Origin of the sequence: Pseudomonas sp. CFBP 13710 (assembly GCF_014842235.1) — a bacterium.
Classification (GTDB): domain Bacteria; phylum Pseudomonadota; class Gammaproteobacteria; order Pseudomonadales; family Pseudomonadaceae; genus Aquipseudomonas; species Aquipseudomonas baltica.
In genome coordinates, this window is sequence record NZ_JACYVJ010000011.1 from 93074 (window position 1) to 108787 (window position 15714).

Below are 15714 nucleotides of genomic sequence, written 5' to 3' on the forward strand. Positions count from 1 at the left end.
GAATCTTTCTCTGCTACATCTTCAGCTATTTTATGTTGGCTCAAGTCGCTTTTGGGATCTTTGGGGCGACGGTAAGGCGGCTGGCCTCATCGCGGGTAAAACCCGCTCCCACATTGAGACCGGGGCTTGTATGGGAGGGGTGGGGGACTAGAAGCAGATCGCGGGGCGGCCGATATCAGTTTCCGGCTTGGCGCTGATGTGACTGCTGCATGATTTCGCGCTGTTCGGTGAGCGGCGACACCAACTCCAAATCATCCCGAATACACGCCACCCCATGCGCCACCCCCACCTCCCTCAACAGCGGCCGCTCCTGCGCGCAGGCGGGCAGCACGTACGGGCAGCGGGTGCGAAACGCGCATCCCGAAGGCGGTGAAATGGGGCTCGGGATATCCCCTTGCAGCACGATCCTTTGCCGCCGCTGCCCCGGTTCGGGCATGGGGATCGCCGACATCAGTGCTTCGGTGTACGGATGGCGCGGGTTGCTGAACAGCTCGCGGGTGGGCGCGATTTCGACGATGCGGCCCAGGTACATCACGGCCACGCGGTCGGCGATGTGGCCGACCACGGCCAGGTCGTGGGTGACGAACAGCATGGTCAGGTTCATCTGGCGGCGAATGCGCGCGAACAGGTTGAGCACCTGGGCCTGGACCGATACGTCGAGGGCTGACACCGGTTCGTCGGCCATGATGAATTCGGGTTCCAGGGTCAGGGCGCGGGCGATTCCGATGCGCTGGCGCTGGCCGCCGGAAAATTCGTGGGGGTAGCGGTCCAGGTACTGCGCGGCGAGGCCGACGGTTTCCAGGGCCTGCCCGGCCTTTTCGCGGCGCCCGGCGGCATCGAGTTCAGGGTTGTGGAAACGCAGGGGCATGGCGAGGATTTCACCGACGCTCATGCGCGGGTTGAGGGAGCCGTAGGGGTCCTGGAAGATCATCTGCATGCGCTTGCGATAGGGTTTGAGCAGGCGGTCGTTGAAGGGCGTGATCTCGGTGTTGTCGAAGACGATGTGCCCGTCGGTGGGTGGGTCGAGCATCATCAGGCTGCGGCCCAGGGTGCTCTTGCCCGAGCCGCTCTCGCCCACCAGGCCCAGCACTTCGCCACGGGCGATACTCAGGTCGACGCCATCCACCGCGCGTACCAGGTTGTCGTCACGGTCGCGGCGGCTGGCGAGAAACGTCTTGCGCACGGGGAAGTGTTTCTTCAGGCCGACGACGTCGATCAGGGGACGTTCTTTCATCGTGCACCTCCGTGTTCGACGGGCAGTTCGCGCCAGCGCACGCAGCGCAGGTCATGGCCCAGTTCGATTTCTTCGAGATCGGGCGCCTGGCTGTCGCAGCGGCCGGCGATGCTGTAGGCGCAGCGCGGGTGGAACGCGCAGCCGCTGGGCGGCGAGCTGGGGTCGGGGACGAAGCCGGCGATGGTGCCCAGTTCACCCTGCGCCAGCCCGGCCTGTTCGAAGCGCGGCACGGCGGCCAGCAGGCCGCGGGTGTAGGGCATGCGCGGCGAGGACAGCACCTGGCTGACGCTGCCCTGTTCGACGATGCGCCCGGCGTACATCACCATGACCCGGTCGGCGATTTCTGCGACGACGCCGAAGTTGTGGGTGATGAACAGGATGGCCATGCCGTTCTTCTTCTGCAGGCTGCGCAGCAGGTCGAGAATCTGCGCCTGCACGGTGACGTCCAGCGCCGTGGTGGGCTCGTCGGCGATCAGCACGTCCGGCTCCATGGCCAGGGCGATGGCGATCATCACCCGCTGGCGCATGCCGCCGGACAGCTCGTGCGGATAACAGTCCAGGCGCTTGACCGGCTCGGGAATGCCGACCTGCTCCAGCAGTGCCAGCGCACGCGCACGGGCGTCGGCCTTGCTCAGCGATTGGTGGAAGCGGATCGCCTCGGCGATCTGATCGCCTACGCGGTGCACCGGGTTCAGCGAGGTGAGCGGTTCCTGGAAGATCATCGCCACCCGATTGCCGCGCACATGGCGCATCTGCTGCTCGCCCATGGCCACCAGGTCGATAGGTTTGCCGTGGTGGTCGGCAACGATGGCGCTGCCGTCGATGCGGGTTTTCGGGGCGTCGGCGAGCAGCTTCATGATGGCCAGGCTGGTGACGCTTTTGCCTGAACCACTTTCGCCTACCAAGGCGAGGGTTTCGCCGGCGCCGATGGTGAAGTTGATGTCGTGGACCACGGGGACGTAGCCGGCCCCCTTGCGGAAGGCAACGTTGAGGTGCGCCACGGCGATCTTTTCATCTGCGTTCATTTAAGGTCGCTCCTGCCGTCCAGCGCGTCGCGCAGGCCGTCGCCGATGAAGTTGAAACTGGTCACCGCCAGGGTGATGGCCAGCCCGGGAATGATCGCCAGCCAGGGCGCCTTGCCCAGGTACTGTTGGGCGGCGTTGAGCATGTTGCCCCAACTGGGCAACGGTGGCTGGATGCCGTAGCCGAGGAAGCTGATGTAGGCCTCCAGCAGGATGGCGTTGGCGATGGTCAGGGTGGCCGCGACGATGATCGGGCCGATGGCGTTGGGCATCAGTTCGCGGAACATGATCCAGCGGTTGCTGGCGCCGATCATGCGTGCGGCCAGGGTAAAGTCGCGCTCGCGCAGCGAACGGATTTCAGCCTCGACGATGCGCGAGATTTCCATCCAGCTGGTCACGGCGATGATCAGGGTGATCATCATCGGGCTGGGCTTGGTGAAGGCTGCCAGAACCAGTACCAGGAACACGCTGGGAAAAGACAGGAACGCATCGACGAAGCGCATCAGGCCGGCGCCGACCCAGCCGCGGTAGTAACCGGCGATGACGCCGATCAGGGTGCCGATGACGATGCTGATGAGCATGGCGCAGAAACCCACCATCAGCGAGATACGCCCGGCGTTGAGCAGGCGCGCGGCGGTGTCGCGGCCGAGGGCGTCGGTGCCCAGGTAGTGACTGCCGGTGAGCGGTGGCGCGAAGCGGTTGCGGATATCGATAGTCAGGTCGTTGTAGTGCAGCAGGTAGGGGCCGAACACGCAGGCCAGCACCAGCACCGTGATCATCACCACGCCGAGCACGGCCAGTTTGTGGCGCATGAAACGGCGCAACGTCGGGTTGGCCAGCCACGCCCAACGGGGCGAAGCGGGCAAGTAGCGAGTGGCAGTGGTCATCGGCAGTACTCCTTCAGGCCAGCCGCACGCGGGGGTCGGCGACGCCTATCAGCAGGTCGGCAAGCAGGTTGCCCAACAGCACCAGCACCGCCGAAAACATCAGGATGCCCATGATCACCGGGTAGTCGCTGTAGCCCAGGCTGTCGAGGAACAGCCGGCCCATGCCGGGCCAGGTGAACACCGTTTCGGTGACCAGCGCGCCACCGAGAATGGTCGGGATCTGCAGCCCGGCCAGGGTGATCATCGGCAGCAGCGCGTTGCGGATGACGTGGTGGGTGAGCACCCGGCGATAGGGCACGCCCTTGGCGCGGGCGGTGCGGATGAAATCCTGGTCGATCACGTCCAGGGTGGCGGAGCGCATGTAGCGGCTCCAGATCGCCACGTTGACCAAGGCCAGCACCAGCACCGGCAGCACCAGGTGAATGGCGTAGTCACCCAGGGATTGGTCACCGATGGTGTACATGTTGCCGGCCGGCAGCCAGCCCAGGTGCAGGGAGAAAAAGAAGATCGCCACCAGGCCGAACCAGAAGGTCGGAATCGACAGCGCCACCATCGCGCCCACCGTGGCCAGGGTGTCGAACACCGAATAGCGACGCACCGCACCAAGCACGCCGACCCAGGTGCCGATGGCGATCGACAGCACGGTCGAGGTGCCCATCAGCAGCAACGTCGCGGGCAGGTGTCCGGCAATCACGCTGAGCACCGGGCGGCCGTCGCGAAACGAGTGGCCCCAGTCGCCGACGAACAGGTGGCTGAACCAGTCGATGTACTGCACCAGCAGCGGCCGCTTCAGGCCCAGTTGCTCGGCGATGCGGTCCAGCTCGGCCTGGCTCATGCCGGGGTTGAGGGCGAATTGCGACATGGGCCCGCCGGGGGCCAGGTTTAGCACCATGAAGCCGATCAGCGAAACCAGCACCAGCACCACGGCGCTCTGCCCCAGGCGGTTGAGAATGTAGTTGGGCATGCGTCAGATCCTCTGCGGTACGAACGACGCCCGGCCGTGCGGCCAGGCGTGGGCGTGCATTCAGGTCCAGGACCAGGTGTTGACGTTCCAGGGTTCGATGCGCAGGTTGATGTTGCCGGTGAAGCCCTTGAGGCCCGATTTGTAGCCGCGCACGTAGGTGTACTGGAACAGCGGCAGAATGGGCAGGTCCTGGCGGATGAGGTCCTGCACCTGCACGTACACCGCCTTGCGCTGGGCGACGTCCTGCATGGAGGCACCCTGGGCGAGCAGTTCGTCGACCTTGGCGTTGACGTACTGCGAGTTGTTCTGCCCGGCGCCACCCTTGGCATTGGTCGACTGCGAACCGAAGTAGTCGCGGGTGTCGGGGTCGGCCCCGGTGAGGAAGTTGTTGCCGACGATCACCGAGTCGAATTTGGACTGCACCCAGTACTCGCCCCACATCACGGCGGGCGGCAGGTTGGAGATTTTCATTTCCACGCCGATGGCCAGCCAGGTCTGCTGGATGAACTGCTGCGCCTGTTCACGGATCTGGTTGCCAGCGGTGGTGGAGTTGGTGAACGACAGGCGCACCCCGCCCTTCTCGCGAATGCCGCCTGCACCCGGTTTCCAGCCCGCGTCATCGAGCAGTTTGCTGGCCGCTTCGATGTTGAAGCTTTGCTTGGGCAGGTTGGGGTTGTAGTAGGCCGACTGCTGCGGCATGTAGGTTTCGGTGGGCAGCACCAGGCCGAAATACAGCTCGTCGATGATGGTCTTCTTGTCGATGGCCATGTACAGCGCCTGGCGCACGACGGGGTCCTTGAACTGCGGGCGCTCCATGTTCAGCGTTACCGATTCGATGGTGGCCACCGGCAGGATCACCACGGTGCGCCCGGCCAGGTCCTTGGCTTCCTCGTAATGGTCGGGGGTGATGCCCTGCATCGCGGTGACGTCGATGTCGCCGGTCTTGAACTGGGTGTAGAGCACGGTGAGGTCGGGGATGTACTTGAAGATCACGCTTTCAAGCTGCGGTTTGGTGCCGTAATAGTCCGGGTTGGCCTTGAGCTGGATATGGTCGCCCGCCACCCGCGTGCCCCACTTGAACGGGCCGGTACCGATCGGTGCATTGTTGAACGGTGCGGTGTTGACGTCGGCGGCAGCCGAGAGGATGTGCTTGGGCAGCATGAACGTGGACGACAGAATCGACGCGTAGGGCGCGTAGGACTTCTCCATGCGCCAGTGGATTTCGGTGGGTGAAACCACGGTGATGTCGCGCAGCAGGTCATGCCCCGCGCGGCGGCCACTGCGGAAATTCGGCGAGACGATCAGTTCCAGGGTGTACTTCACGTCTTCGGCGCTGAAAGGCCGACCGTCGTGCCACTTCGCGTCGCTGCGCAGCTTCACCTTCCATTGCAGGCCGTCGGCAGAGATACCGCCATTGGCCACGGTTGGCACTTCAGTGGCCAGGGCCGGGACGAATTCGCCCGTGGGCGCAATGCCGAACAGCGGGTCGAACATGTTCCAGTGGATGCCGTCATCCACCTCGATGTGCGGCATGTGCGGGTTGAACACCGTGGGCTCCTGGGACAGGCCGATGATCACCTGCCCGGACGGCGGCGCGGCCATGGCCGCGAACGATTGGCTGCTGCGGCCCAACGGCAGCAGAGTCCCCGCAGCACCGATGATGGCCATGGCCAGCGCCTGGCGGCGGGTTGGGTTCAACAGAGCGTTGCTTTTATCCGAGTCATCGCGTTGCGACATGCTGAAGCTCCCACTGTGAGGAAGAAAGGGCAGGTGGCAGGCGCTGGAAAGCGTCAGGGACGCTGGACCCGGGCTCGTTCGGACGAGCTTCTGAAGGGTATTGCCGGGTGAACGGGTGGCTCTAGAATCCGGAAATGGGCCGTGGGTTGGAGCCGTCGGTGAAGCGCGAGAGACGGAACGCTTGCGGGTCGACGATAGGGGTTTCGCCGGTGACCAGATTGGCCATCAGCCGCCCGGCCGCCGGGCCGATGCCGAAGCCATGACCGGAGAATCCGGTGGCGATGAAAAAACCAGGTACGCCCTCCACGGCCGAGATCACCGGCACGGCATCGGGCGTGACATCGATCATGCCGCCCCAGCGCTGCGCAATCCGTACGTTGGCGAACACCGGAAAGGCGCGGGTGAGGCTGGCCAGGGCGCGGTTGGACTGGCGGATCGACGGCACCGGGTCGAGCACGCGGCGGTATTCGAAGGGGCTGGCTTCGTCCAGCGCCCAACGCTTGGGCAACACCGCTTCCTGGAAGAAACGCTGGCCCAGGCGAAACGACAGGGACTTGTGTTCCTGCTGCAGAGCAGGCCAGAACTGCCGCGCGTAGCGAAAGGAGTCGGGCACGATGTCAGCAATGTTCTCGTGGCCAGAGGCAACCGTGTACCCACCGTCCTGACGCTTGCGCACGGCAAAATCCATCGCCCAGATGGCGGCTTCCGGACCGCCCTGCAGCGGTGTGGTGCGGATCACTGAATTGAGTACCTTGAGCTGGGGCAGGTGCACCTTCAATGGCGAGCAAAACAGGCTCGACCAGGCGCCGCCGGCCAGCACCACGGACGTGCAGGCGATCGGGCCACGCTCGGTGATGACGCCACTGACCCGGCCCGCCGCGCGCTCGATGCCGCGCACCGCGCATTCGGTGAGGATCACCGCGCCCCTGGCTCGGGCCGCTTCGGCAATCGCCGGGGCCGCCTGCTGCGGCTCGGCACGACCGTCGTCGGGGGTGTACAGCGCGCCCTTGATCGCTAGCCGCGCGACACCGGGCAGCAAGCCGGCCAGGTCGGTGCCCGAGACCATCCGCGCACGCACCGGGTACTCGTCCAGGTTGGCCTTCCAGCGCTCGTGTTCGGCGTAGCTTTGATCATCCGCGCAGGTGAAGAGAATGCCGGCGCGGGTGTAGCCGACGTCCTTGCCGATGCGCGCGGCCAGGTCGTTCCAGATGCTCAGCGCATGGGCCATCAAGGGCAGCTCGCGCGGATCGCGGCGCGAGATACGCACCCAGCCCCAGTTGCGGCTCGACTGTTCGTGGCCAATGCCGCCTTTTTCGCACAAGGCCACTTTCAAGCCGCGTTCGGCCAGCTCCAGGGCGGTGGATGCACCGACGATGCCGCCGCCGATCACCACCACATCGACTCGGTCCGGCAGGTGTTCATCGCCCTGTACAGGTACTACGCGAGGTCCAGGCATCGGTTGCTGTCATCCCTATGGATCGTGGTGAGAAGGGCCGTGAGGGCCCGGATATTGCACTGCACTTGCCGCGCCTGCCAGACCCAGCCTTGTGCTCGGTGCGGGTTCGGCCATTGTCGTTTCCAGGGAGAGCTACACATGCCCCAAACCGACTCATCCCCAGCTCGTCTGCCGCGCTGCACGACCCAGGGCACGCAAACGCTGGACCGCTCCTTCGACATTCTTCAGGCGATTGCCGCACGCGGCGCGCCGGGCGCGACTATCGAAGAACTCAGCACCGATACCCAGCTTAGCCGCGCGACCCTGTATCGGCTGCTCAAGGCGATGAAATCCTACGGCTTCGTGCGCCTGCCACGGCTGCGCGGGCCTTACTTCCTGGGTTACCAGTTGCTCAGCCTGGGTGCCCAGGCCGGCAACACCGGCGGCGTGCGCGAGCTCGCCCGCCCAGCCCTGCTGCGCCTGTGCGAAACCTTCCAGGACAGCTTCTTTCTGTTCGTTCAGGATGGCTACTACGCCTTGTGCCTGGAACTGCATGAGGGCGCCAATCCTACCCAGAGCTTTGCCGATTGCGTGGGCGCGCGCGTGCTCAGCGGCGTCGGCCAGGGCTCGCTGGCATTGCTCAGCCACCTGCCCACTGCGGCACGCGCGCAGATTCTGGAACACAACGCACCGCGCCTGCTGCGCGAATACGCCATCAGCGACAGCGCACTGCGCTCCACCTTCAAGCAGGTGCGCCAGCAGGGCTATGCCTGTGGCCTGGCCGATCGCGTGCTGCCGCTGCACACCGGCGTGGCGGTGCCGATCCTGGACGCCGACGCGGCCCCCGTGGGCGCGCTGAGCTGCGCCCTGCCGAGTGTGCGCATGACCCCGCTTTATCAGCAGCGGCTGGTGCAAGCCATGCGCCAGGAAGCGGACCGCATCGCGCAACGGCTCGGGGCTTGAATATGGGCGTGTCATCGGGCGAACCGAGCGAAACGAAACGGCGCGGGATCGACCAAAGGCGCGCTGCCGGTAATCAGGTCCGCCATCAAATGCCCAGCGCCCGGCCCGATACCGAAACCGTGCCCGGAGAAGCCTGTGGCCAGGTAGAAACCGGGCAGGCTCTGCACCTGGTCCATCACCGGCACGATATCGGGCGTGACATCCATCAAGCCGGCCCAGCGCTGCTCGATCCGGGCCTGGGCGAAGATCGGAAACTGCTCGGCAAGCATGCTCAAAGCCTGGTCGAGGTAGGCATCCACCGGCTTGGGGTCATACAGGCGCTGTGTCTCGAACGGTGAAGCCTGGGCATTGCTCCAACGCCGGGGCGTGTTGAGCTCCTGCCAGCTCTGGCGGGTCACGCGCAGGCGGTATTCATGGTGGTGAGCCCTGACCATGGGCAGAAAATCGGGCAGGTAGCGAAAGCTGTCCGGTACCAGCGCCGCGACGTTGGCGTTGCGCAGAGCCACGGTATAGCCGCCATCGGCGCGCTTTCTGAACGAGACCTTCTCGGTCGCCACCGCGCACTCCGGGCCGCCTGCCAAAGGTGCGGTGCGCATCACCGACCCCAGCACCCGCAGCTGTGGCAGGCGGATACCCAGGTTGCCGCAGAACAGGCTTGACCAGGCACCGGCCGCCAGCACCACGCTGTTGCATCTGATTTCGCCCAGCTCGGTAACTACGGAGCTGATCTTGCCGCCCGAGGTTTCGACACTGCGCGCGGCGCAGCGCACGAACAGCTTCGCGCCGCGTGCTCGGGCGCCTTCGGCGATGGCCGCGGTGGCGATGTCCGGCTCGGCGCGGCCGTCGCTCTCGGTGAACAGCGCGCCGGTCCAGGAGGACGGGACCTTGGCCTGGAGGCGGGCTTGAATCTGCGCGGTGTCGAGCAGCCGCGCCTCGATGCCCAGCGGTTTTGCCTGATCCAGCCAGGTCACCTTGGCCGCCAGCTCTGCGGCGGATTCGCAGGCATAGAGAATGCCGGAGCGGGTGAAGCCGGTGTCGTGCTGCAACTTCACCGCCCAACCGTCCCACAGCTTGAGACTGGCGATAGCCAACGGCACCTCGGCTACATCGCGGCCCATGGTGCGCACCCAGCCCCAGTTGCGCGACGACTGCTCATGGGCGATGCCACTCTTTTCCACCAGCACCACCGACACGCCCCGTTCGGCCAGGAAGAACGCGGTGCACACCCCGACAATGCCGCCACCGATGATCACCACATCGGCGCTGTCGGGCAGTGAGGTGTCGCTGTCGACGTGGGAAATGAGCGGGTACATGGGACTTCCTGCCGAGGTCGATACCCAAGGTTTACGCTCTGGCACGGCCAGCGGCAACCCTTCTGGCAGGGATGCGGCCATGCTCTCACATGCTGAGACGAAGGCATGACCCGGGCTGATTCTGCGATTTTTTTTCAGTCATTTTTTGCAACACCTTAGCCGCCATGAGACGTGGCCTGCGGCCATTACCACCGGGCACGTTGTCGCAGGCAAAGCCAGTCCAAGCGGTTGCGCTGAATCGTTTCAGATGCGATAACAAATAGGCAAACGGCGCGAAAATCTCGAATAAAGCAGATCAAAGGGCCCATGCACGCCGTACATCGGCGATCCTCATGTGCCCGCCCCCACCGTTTGTGCCATCCCTTCGTGGCGTTCTCCTGCTCCTGACCGAGCCTGCCTTTCAACCTCATCGAGGCCATTCATTCGGCGCGCCCAAGCGCCGTGCTGCACACAAGGAACGGACCATTGAGCAATCAATCCACTCCGAACACCCGCCTCTCTCGCCTGTGCGACAAGATCGGCATTCCCTATCCCCTGTTCTGGGGCTTCGTCGGCCTGTTGATTTTCATGATCGGCGACGGTGTCGAACTCGGCTACCTCTCCCCTTTTCTCAGCGACCGCGGCATGCCCGACGGTGAAATCGCCATGGTGTTCACGCTGTATGGCGTCACCGTGGGTATCTCGTCATGGCTGGCCGGTGCCCTGTCCAATATCTGGGGCCCGAAACGGGTGATGATGCTCGGGCTGTTGATCTGGAGCGTGTTCGAAGTGTTGTTCCTGATCTACGGCCTGGAAACCCTGAGCTACCAGATGATCTTGCTGACCTATGGCCTGCGCGGCTTTGGCTATCCGCTGTTCGCCTACGGATTTCTGGTGTGGATCGCCGCGGCGACGCCGTCGCGCAAGATGGGCCTGGCCGTGGGCTGGTTCTGGGTGGCCTATGCAGCCGGTCTGCCGACCTTGGGTTCATTGGTGGCGAGCGTGAGCATTCCACTGATCGGTGCGCTGCAGACGTTCTGGCTGTCGTTCGCGCTGGTGGTGGTTGGCGGCGTGATCGGTCTGGTCGGCATGCGTGAGGCCCACGGCATGCGGCGCCTGGCACCCGAAGGTGAAAAGCCGCTGGTGTCGATGGCCAAGAACGTCACCATCATGTGGTCGCACCCCAAGGTCACGCTCGCCGGTGTGGTGCGCATCATCAATACCTCGTCGATGTTCGGCTTTCTCGTGGTGCTGCCGGGGTTCTTCATGGACACGGTGGGTTTCACCTTGGAGCAATGGCTGCAGCTGCTGACCATCGTCTTCGTGTTCAACATCATCGGCAACATGGGTTCCAGCGTCATCAGCACGCGCATCGGCTACCGCAATACCATCCTCTGGCTGGGCGCGGTGGGCAGCACGATCACCACGCCGCTGTTCTTCTTCATGCCGCAAGCCTTCCCGGATAACTTCCTGCTGGCCTCGGTGTTCGGCGCGCTGTATGGCCTGACACTGGCGTGCTTCGTGCCGCTGTCGGCACTGGCTCCGGCACTGGCGCCGCACAACAAGGCAGCGGCGCTGTCGGTGCTGAGCCTGGGCGCGGGCGCTTCCACCTGGGTGGGGCCTGCGGTGGTGGCGATCTTCAACGAAAGCTTCGGCCTGGAAGGGGTGGTGTGGGCGTTTACCGGCCTGTACGCGTTAAGTGCGGTGCTGACGGTGTTCCTGAAGGATCCGGAGCCGGTGCACGAGCCGTTTTTCAGCAAGGCCAAGCGCCGGATCAAGGTGCGCGCGCCACGCCTGGATTATCGCTGGGCGCATGCCACCAAGGACTGATCGGCGCCGTCAGGGCCGCTCGTAGACCGTCACACGGTTGCGGCCGGCGCGCTTGGAGGCATACAGCGCCTGGTCGGCCCATTCGATCAGTTGCTGGTGCTCGTTGCTGGGGTAGCCCAGATCGGCGACGCCCAGGCTGATGGTGAACCGCACCGGGCCGCTTTCGTGCTCGACCACTTCGGCTTCGATAGCCAGCCGCAGGCGATCGGCCAATATGGCACCGCCCGCCTTGTCGGTGTCCGGCAGCAGCACGGCGAACTCTTCGCCGCCGTAGCGTCCGGCGATGTCCGAATCACGGACCATCGCGCGCAGCACCTGCGCCACGCGCTGGATGACCTGGTCGCCCACCTGGTGGCCATAGGTGTCGTTGACCCGTTTGAAGTGGTCGATGTCGAACATGATCAACGAGGTCGCGTGGCCATAGCGCCCGTGTCGTGCGTACTCGACCTTGAGTGCTTCCTCCCAGTGACCACGGTTGTACAACCCGGTCAGGCGATCGGTGCTGGAAAGCTTCTGCAGTTGCAGGTTCGACGCCTGCAACTGACGGCGGTTGGTGGCCACGTCGGTCACGTCGTAGATGACCACGCAGATGTGCTTGATCTCGCTGTTGGTGGAGCGCAACGGCAGGATGGTGGTGTTCTGGTACATGAACGCTTCGTGCCCGGTGATCGGCTGATAGTTCTTGAAGCGCACCAGGTACGGGCGTTGTTCCCAGATGGTGAAGGCCGGCGTGCCGAGGGTGACCACGCTGCTGACCTTCTTGCGGAACCACTCGCGGTCGATCTCCGGGAACAGGCTGAAGAAGGCCTGGCCGATGGCGTCCCTGGGTTGCACGCCGGAGCGGTTTTCCATGAAGGTGTTCCAGACCTGCACCTGGTAGTCGCTGTCGAGCACCACCACGCCAACGTCGATGCTCTGCGTGATCGCCAGCAGCCAGTGAAATTCGTCCAGTTCGATAGGTCTGTTCATGGCTCAGTTCATCAGGTAGTCGAGCTTGTCGCGCAGCAACTGCACCGAGTCTTCGGTGAACAGCAACAGCAAGTCGAAATGAATGCAGTGGCCTTCCAGCGCGTAGCTGATTTCGACAGTCAGGGTCTTTTTCCAGCGGTGCCTGCCGACTTCGATCAGGTCGTCGATCGCGCCGTGGTCGCCGAGAAGGTGCGGATGGCTCTGGGAGAACATCACGTCCAACTGCTGGGCCAGGCCGCTGAGGCAGGCGCCGATGATGACCGACGAGAGGTCCAGAAGCATTTCCTGGTCGGAGTAGTCCAGCGCACTGCGGTTCATCAGTCGAGCCAGGTCGGCGATGTCGCAGTCGTGGAAGATCAGCATCGCTTCACCGGCGATGCCGCCGCCGATGAAGCCTTGGCAGATTGCCGTGATCGGCTGTGTACTCTGCACGTCGGCCAGGACCATGTGCAACTCGCTGGCTTCGAGCAGGTTGACGTTGGGTACGGGCAAGTGGATGAACACGCCGAGCACCTTGGCCAGCATGGCAGCAGCCTGGCCCATGGCAACGTTGATGGCCTCGCGCAGAGCGTCGATGAAGCCGATGTGGATGGTGCTGTCGCTGCCGCCGCGCAAGGGGCCGCCGCTGGTCTTTTCCAGCAGGCCGGCCTGGAGCAGGACTCGGCGCAACTCGTCGGGCTCGGCCGGCTTCTTGATGAAGGCCAGCGCACCGAGTTCGCGTACCCGGCGCAGGGCCTGATCCTGCACGTCGCCGGAGACGACGATGACCTTGCAGCGCAAACCGTGCTCACGCAGTGCTGCCAGGACTTGATAACCGTCCATGTCGGGCATGGTCAGGTCGAGCAACATGACATCGCCCTTGCCCTCGCGAATCGCCTCGAGCGCCTGGCGGCCGTTCACCGCTTGGGTGATGGTGGTGTCCCAATCCGCTGGCAGGGCGCGCAGCAGCTGCTTGCGGGCCATGTTCGAGTCATCGCAGATCAGCAGGGAAATGGGCGGCATGGCCTCTCGTTCTCTTCATGGGGCGACGCGCATGATCGCCATTGATGCACCATTGCTCACCTTACCTCCAAGGCCCTGTTCGCCGCTACCTTGCGTGCTGGCTATTTGCTTTCTTTCGGCGCGAATGCCGAGGTGGCTTACCGCGGTCTGCCTGATTCACCGCATAGACCGCCGACGCGGCTTGCGCCGCTGCTACAAGGGTTGCGAATCGACCACGACAGGCCTCTGTAGCAGCGGCGCAAGCCGCGTCCGGGCTCACCGCGGTCTGCCTGATTCACCGCATCGACCGCCGACGCGGCTCGCGCCGCTGCTACAGGGGTTGCGAATCGATCACGACAGGCCTCTGTAGCAGCGGTGCAAGCCGCGTCCGGGCTCACCGCGGTCTGCCTGATTCACCGCATCGACCGCCGACGCGGCTTGCGCAGCCTCTGTAGCAGCGGCGCAAGCCGCGTCCGGCCCTGCTGCGTTGTACCTGATTCACCCCATCAACCACCGACGCGGCTCGCGCCGCTGCTACAGTAGGGGGTTCGGGGGGCAACTTGCCCGGTATATGCTCAAGTTGTATGATGTCTGTTAACAACCCGCCCACAGGACACGGAGACAACAATGCCTAACATCCTCGGTCACAACTTCATCGGCGGCAACCGCAGCGCCAGTGGCGAGCCCAAACTCAAGAGTGTCGACGCCACCACTGGCGAGGCGCTTCCTTATAGCTTCTACCAAGCCACCGATGCCGAAGTCGACGCCGCCTGCCAGGCCGCCGACGACGCTTTCCTGGAATATCGCCAGCTGAGCCCCGCTCGCCGCGCTGAATTCCTCGATGCCATCGCTGACGAACTCGATGCGCTGGGTGATGATTTCGTGGCAGTCGTCTGCCAGGAAACCGCCCTGCCTGCCGGCCGCATCCAAGGCGAACGCGGTCGCACCAGCGGCCAGATGCGCCTGTTTGCCAAAGTGCTGCGCCGTGGCGACTTCCTCGGTGCCCGGATCGACCTCGCCCTGCCCGACCGCAAGCCGCTGCCGCGCGTCGACCTGCGCCAGTACCGCATCGGCGTCGGCCCGGTTGCCGTGTTCGGCGCCAGCAACTTCCCTCTGGCGTTCTCCACGGCCGGTGGCGACACCGCCGCCGCGCTGGCCTCGGGTTGCCCGGTTGTATTCAAGGCCCACAGCGGGCACATGGCGACAGCCGATCTGGTCGGCACCGCCATCATCCGCGCGGCAGAAAAGACCGGCATGCCCAAGGGCGTGTTCAACATGATCTTCGGTGCCGGCGTCGGCGAGCCGCTGGTCAAGCATCCGGCCATTCAAGCAGTCGGCTTCACCGGCTCGCTGAACGGCGGCAATGCGCTGTGCAAAATGGCCGCCGAGCGTGCCCAGCCGATCCCGGTGTTCGCTGAAATGTCCAGTATCAACCCGGTCGTCCTGCTGCCGGACGCCTTGGCCACCCGCGGCGAAACCGTGGCCAAGGAACTGGCGGCGTCCGTGGTGATGGGCGGTGGTCAGTTCTGCACCAACCCGGGCTTGGTGATCGGCGTTCGCTCGCCGGCCTTCAGCGCTTTCCTCGAGCAGCTGCAAACGCAGATGGCTGCCCAGGCGCCGCAAACCATGCTCAATGCCGGTGGTCTGCGCAGCTACAGCAAAGGTGTCGAACACCTGCTGGCCCATGAAGGCATCACGCACCTGGCCGGTAACCCGCAGGAAGGCCAACAGGCTCAGGCGCAACTGTTCAAGGCTGATGTGAGCCTGCTGCTCAATGGCGACGAACTGCTACAGGAAGAAGTCTTCGGCCCGGCCACCGTGGTGATCGAAGTCGCCGACGATGCCGAGCTCAAAACCGCGCTGCAATCGCTGCGCGGACAGCTGACCGCCACCCTGATCGGCGAACCGGCCACCGACCTGGTCAAGTACCAATGGCTGGTGCCGGTGCTGGAACAGAAAGTCGGCCGCATTCTGGTCAACGGCTACCCGACCGGTGTGGAAGTGTCCGACGCCATGGTCCACGGCGGCCCTTACCCAGCCACCTCGGATGCGCGCGGTACCTCTGTCGGCACCCTGGCGATCGACCGCTTCCTGCGTCCGGTCTGCTACCAGAACTACCCGGACGCGCTGCTGCCCGAAGCGCTGCGCAATGCCAACCCGCTGGGCCTGCAACGCCTGGTGAACGGTGAGTGGAGTTCGCAGCCGATCGCTTGATGCAACGGCCGCAACAACCAGACGGCGCGATCTCGATCGCGCCGTTTTTTTTTGCCTCGGTGATCCGACTTTTTGTTTCAGCTCTGCGACGAGGTGCCGATATGGGGGGATCAAGAAGACCTTTTCATGGCGACCACCCATAACCACAACGACGGTCGTCCGGTCTGATCCTTTACTGTCAGGAGC

Annotated in this window: 12 protein-coding genes; 3 read left to right on the forward strand and 9 right to left on the reverse strand. The window is 64.4% G+C overall.

Features of this window, described 5'->3' with window-relative positions; genetic code table 11:
- Positions 1–175: 175 nt before the first annotated feature.
- The 6 genes from IFT44_RS18710 to IFT44_RS18735 form a co-directional block, all read right to left on the reverse strand.
- A complete protein-coding gene (locus IFT44_RS18710; protein WP_192176388.1) occupies positions 176–1234 on the reverse strand; it encodes an ABC transporter ATP-binding protein in 1059 nt (352 codons plus the stop codon).
- Positions 1231–2259 (reverse strand): ABC transporter ATP-binding protein, encoded by a 1029-nt coding sequence (locus IFT44_RS18715; protein WP_192176389.1) that lies wholly within the window; start codon positions 2257–2259, stop codon positions 1231–1233. Before IFT44_RS18715 ends, IFT44_RS18710 begins: the two co-directional genes overlap by 4 nt.
- Complete coding sequence (locus tag IFT44_RS18720) at positions 2256–3143, reverse strand: ABC transporter permease (protein ID WP_122480234.1); 888 nt, start codon at positions 3141–3143, stop codon at positions 2256–2258. Before IFT44_RS18720 ends, IFT44_RS18715 begins: the two co-directional genes overlap by 4 nt.
- 13 nt (positions 3144–3156) lie before the next feature.
- Positions 3157–4107, reverse strand: a complete 951-nt coding sequence (locus IFT44_RS18725; RefSeq protein WP_192176390.1) for an ABC transporter permease — start codon at positions 4105–4107, stop codon at positions 3157–3159.
- A 60-nt stretch (positions 4108–4167) separates the two neighbouring features.
- Complete coding sequence (locus tag IFT44_RS18730) at positions 4168–5844, reverse strand: peptide ABC transporter substrate-binding protein (RefSeq protein WP_192176391.1); 1677 nt, start codon at positions 5842–5844, stop codon at positions 4168–4170.
- A gap of 121 nt (positions 5845–5965) precedes the next feature.
- A complete protein-coding gene (locus IFT44_RS18735; RefSeq protein WP_192176392.1) occupies positions 5966–7300 on the reverse strand; it encodes an NAD(P)/FAD-dependent oxidoreductase in 1335 nt (444 codons plus the stop codon).
- Positions 7301–7438: 138 nt separating this feature from the next.
- On the opposite strand from IFT44_RS18735, the gene IFT44_RS18740 reads away from it, so the two are divergent.
- Positions 7439–8242 carry an IclR family transcriptional regulator gene (locus IFT44_RS18740; protein ID WP_192176393.1) on the forward strand — a complete coding sequence of 268 codons (804 nt, stop codon included), beginning with the start codon at positions 7439–7441 and terminating at the stop codon, positions 8240–8242.
- An 11-nt stretch (positions 8243–8253) separates the two neighbouring features.
- Here IFT44_RS18740 and IFT44_RS18745 read toward each other — a convergent pair whose 3' ends face one another.
- Complete coding sequence (locus IFT44_RS18745) at positions 8254–9555, reverse strand: NAD(P)/FAD-dependent oxidoreductase (protein WP_192176394.1); 1302 nt, start codon at positions 9553–9555, stop codon at positions 8254–8256.
- A gap of 465 nt (positions 9556–10020) precedes the next feature.
- Here IFT44_RS18745 and IFT44_RS18750 point away from each other — a divergent pair, with 465 nt between their 5' ends.
- Positions 10021–11364 (forward strand): MFS transporter, encoded by a 1344-nt coding sequence (locus IFT44_RS18750; protein WP_213016671.1) that lies wholly within the window; start codon positions 10021–10023, stop codon positions 11362–11364.
- A gap of 9 nt (positions 11365–11373) precedes the next feature.
- Here the strand turns inward: IFT44_RS18750 and IFT44_RS18755 are convergent, their stop codons facing one another.
- Together IFT44_RS18755 and IFT44_RS18760 are read right to left on the reverse strand one after the other, a co-directional pair.
- Complete coding sequence (locus tag IFT44_RS18755; RefSeq protein ID WP_192104372.1) at positions 11374–12333, reverse strand: sensor domain-containing diguanylate cyclase; 960 nt, start codon at positions 12331–12333, stop codon at positions 11374–11376.
- 3 nt (positions 12334–12336) lie between these two features.
- Positions 12337–13335 carry a response regulator gene (locus IFT44_RS18760; RefSeq protein WP_192176395.1) on the reverse strand — a complete coding sequence of 333 codons (999 nt, stop codon included), beginning with the start codon at positions 13333–13335 and terminating at the stop codon, positions 12337–12339.
- A gap of 606 nt (positions 13336–13941) precedes the next feature.
- On the opposite strand from IFT44_RS18760, the gene IFT44_RS18765 reads away from it, so the two are divergent.
- Positions 13942–15528 (forward strand): aldehyde dehydrogenase (NADP(+)), encoded by a 1587-nt coding sequence (locus IFT44_RS18765; protein WP_192056342.1) that lies wholly within the window; start codon positions 13942–13944, stop codon positions 15526–15528.
- Positions 15529–15714: the final 186 nt, after the last annotated feature.

Excerpts from the sequence above, each read along its gene's own strand:
- IFT44_RS18710 (WP_192176388.1), bottom strand. The coding sequence starts at position 1,234 with ATGAAAGAACGTCCCCTGATCGACGTCGTCGGCCTGAAGAAACACTTC.
- IFT44_RS18715 (WP_192176389.1), bottom strand. The coding sequence starts at position 2,259 with ATGAACGCAGATGAAAAGATCGCCGTGGCGCACCTCAACGTTGCCTTC.
- IFT44_RS18720 (WP_122480234.1), bottom strand. The coding sequence starts at position 3,143 with ATGACCACTGCCACTCGCTACTTGCCCGCTTCGCCCCGTTGGGCGTGG.
- IFT44_RS18725 (WP_192176390.1), bottom strand. The coding sequence starts at position 4,107 with ATGCCCAACTACATTCTCAACCGCCTGGGGCAGAGCGCCGTGGTGCTG.
- IFT44_RS18730 (WP_192176391.1), bottom strand. The coding sequence starts at position 5,844 with ATGTCGCAACGCGATGACTCGGATAAAAGCAACGCTCTGTTGAACCCA.
- IFT44_RS18735 (WP_192176392.1), bottom strand. The coding sequence starts at position 7,300 with ATGCCTGGACCTCGCGTAGTACCTGTACAGGGCGATGAACACCTGCCG.
- IFT44_RS18740 (WP_192176393.1), top strand. The coding sequence starts at position 7,439 with ATGCCCCAAACCGACTCATCCCCAGCTCGTCTGCCGCGCTGCACGACC.
- IFT44_RS18745 (WP_192176394.1), bottom strand. The coding sequence starts at position 9,555 with ATGTACCCGCTCATTTCCCACGTCGACAGCGACACCTCACTGCCCGAC.
- IFT44_RS18755 (WP_192104372.1), bottom strand. The coding sequence starts at position 12,333 with ATGAACAGACCTATCGAACTGGACGAATTTCACTGGCTGCTGGCGATC.
- IFT44_RS18760 (WP_192176395.1), bottom strand. The coding sequence starts at position 13,335 with ATGCCGCCCATTTCCCTGCTGATCTGCGATGACTCGAACATGGCCCGC.
- IFT44_RS18765 (WP_192056342.1), top strand. The coding sequence starts at position 13,942 with ATGCCTAACATCCTCGGTCACAACTTCATCGGCGGCAACCGCAGCGCC.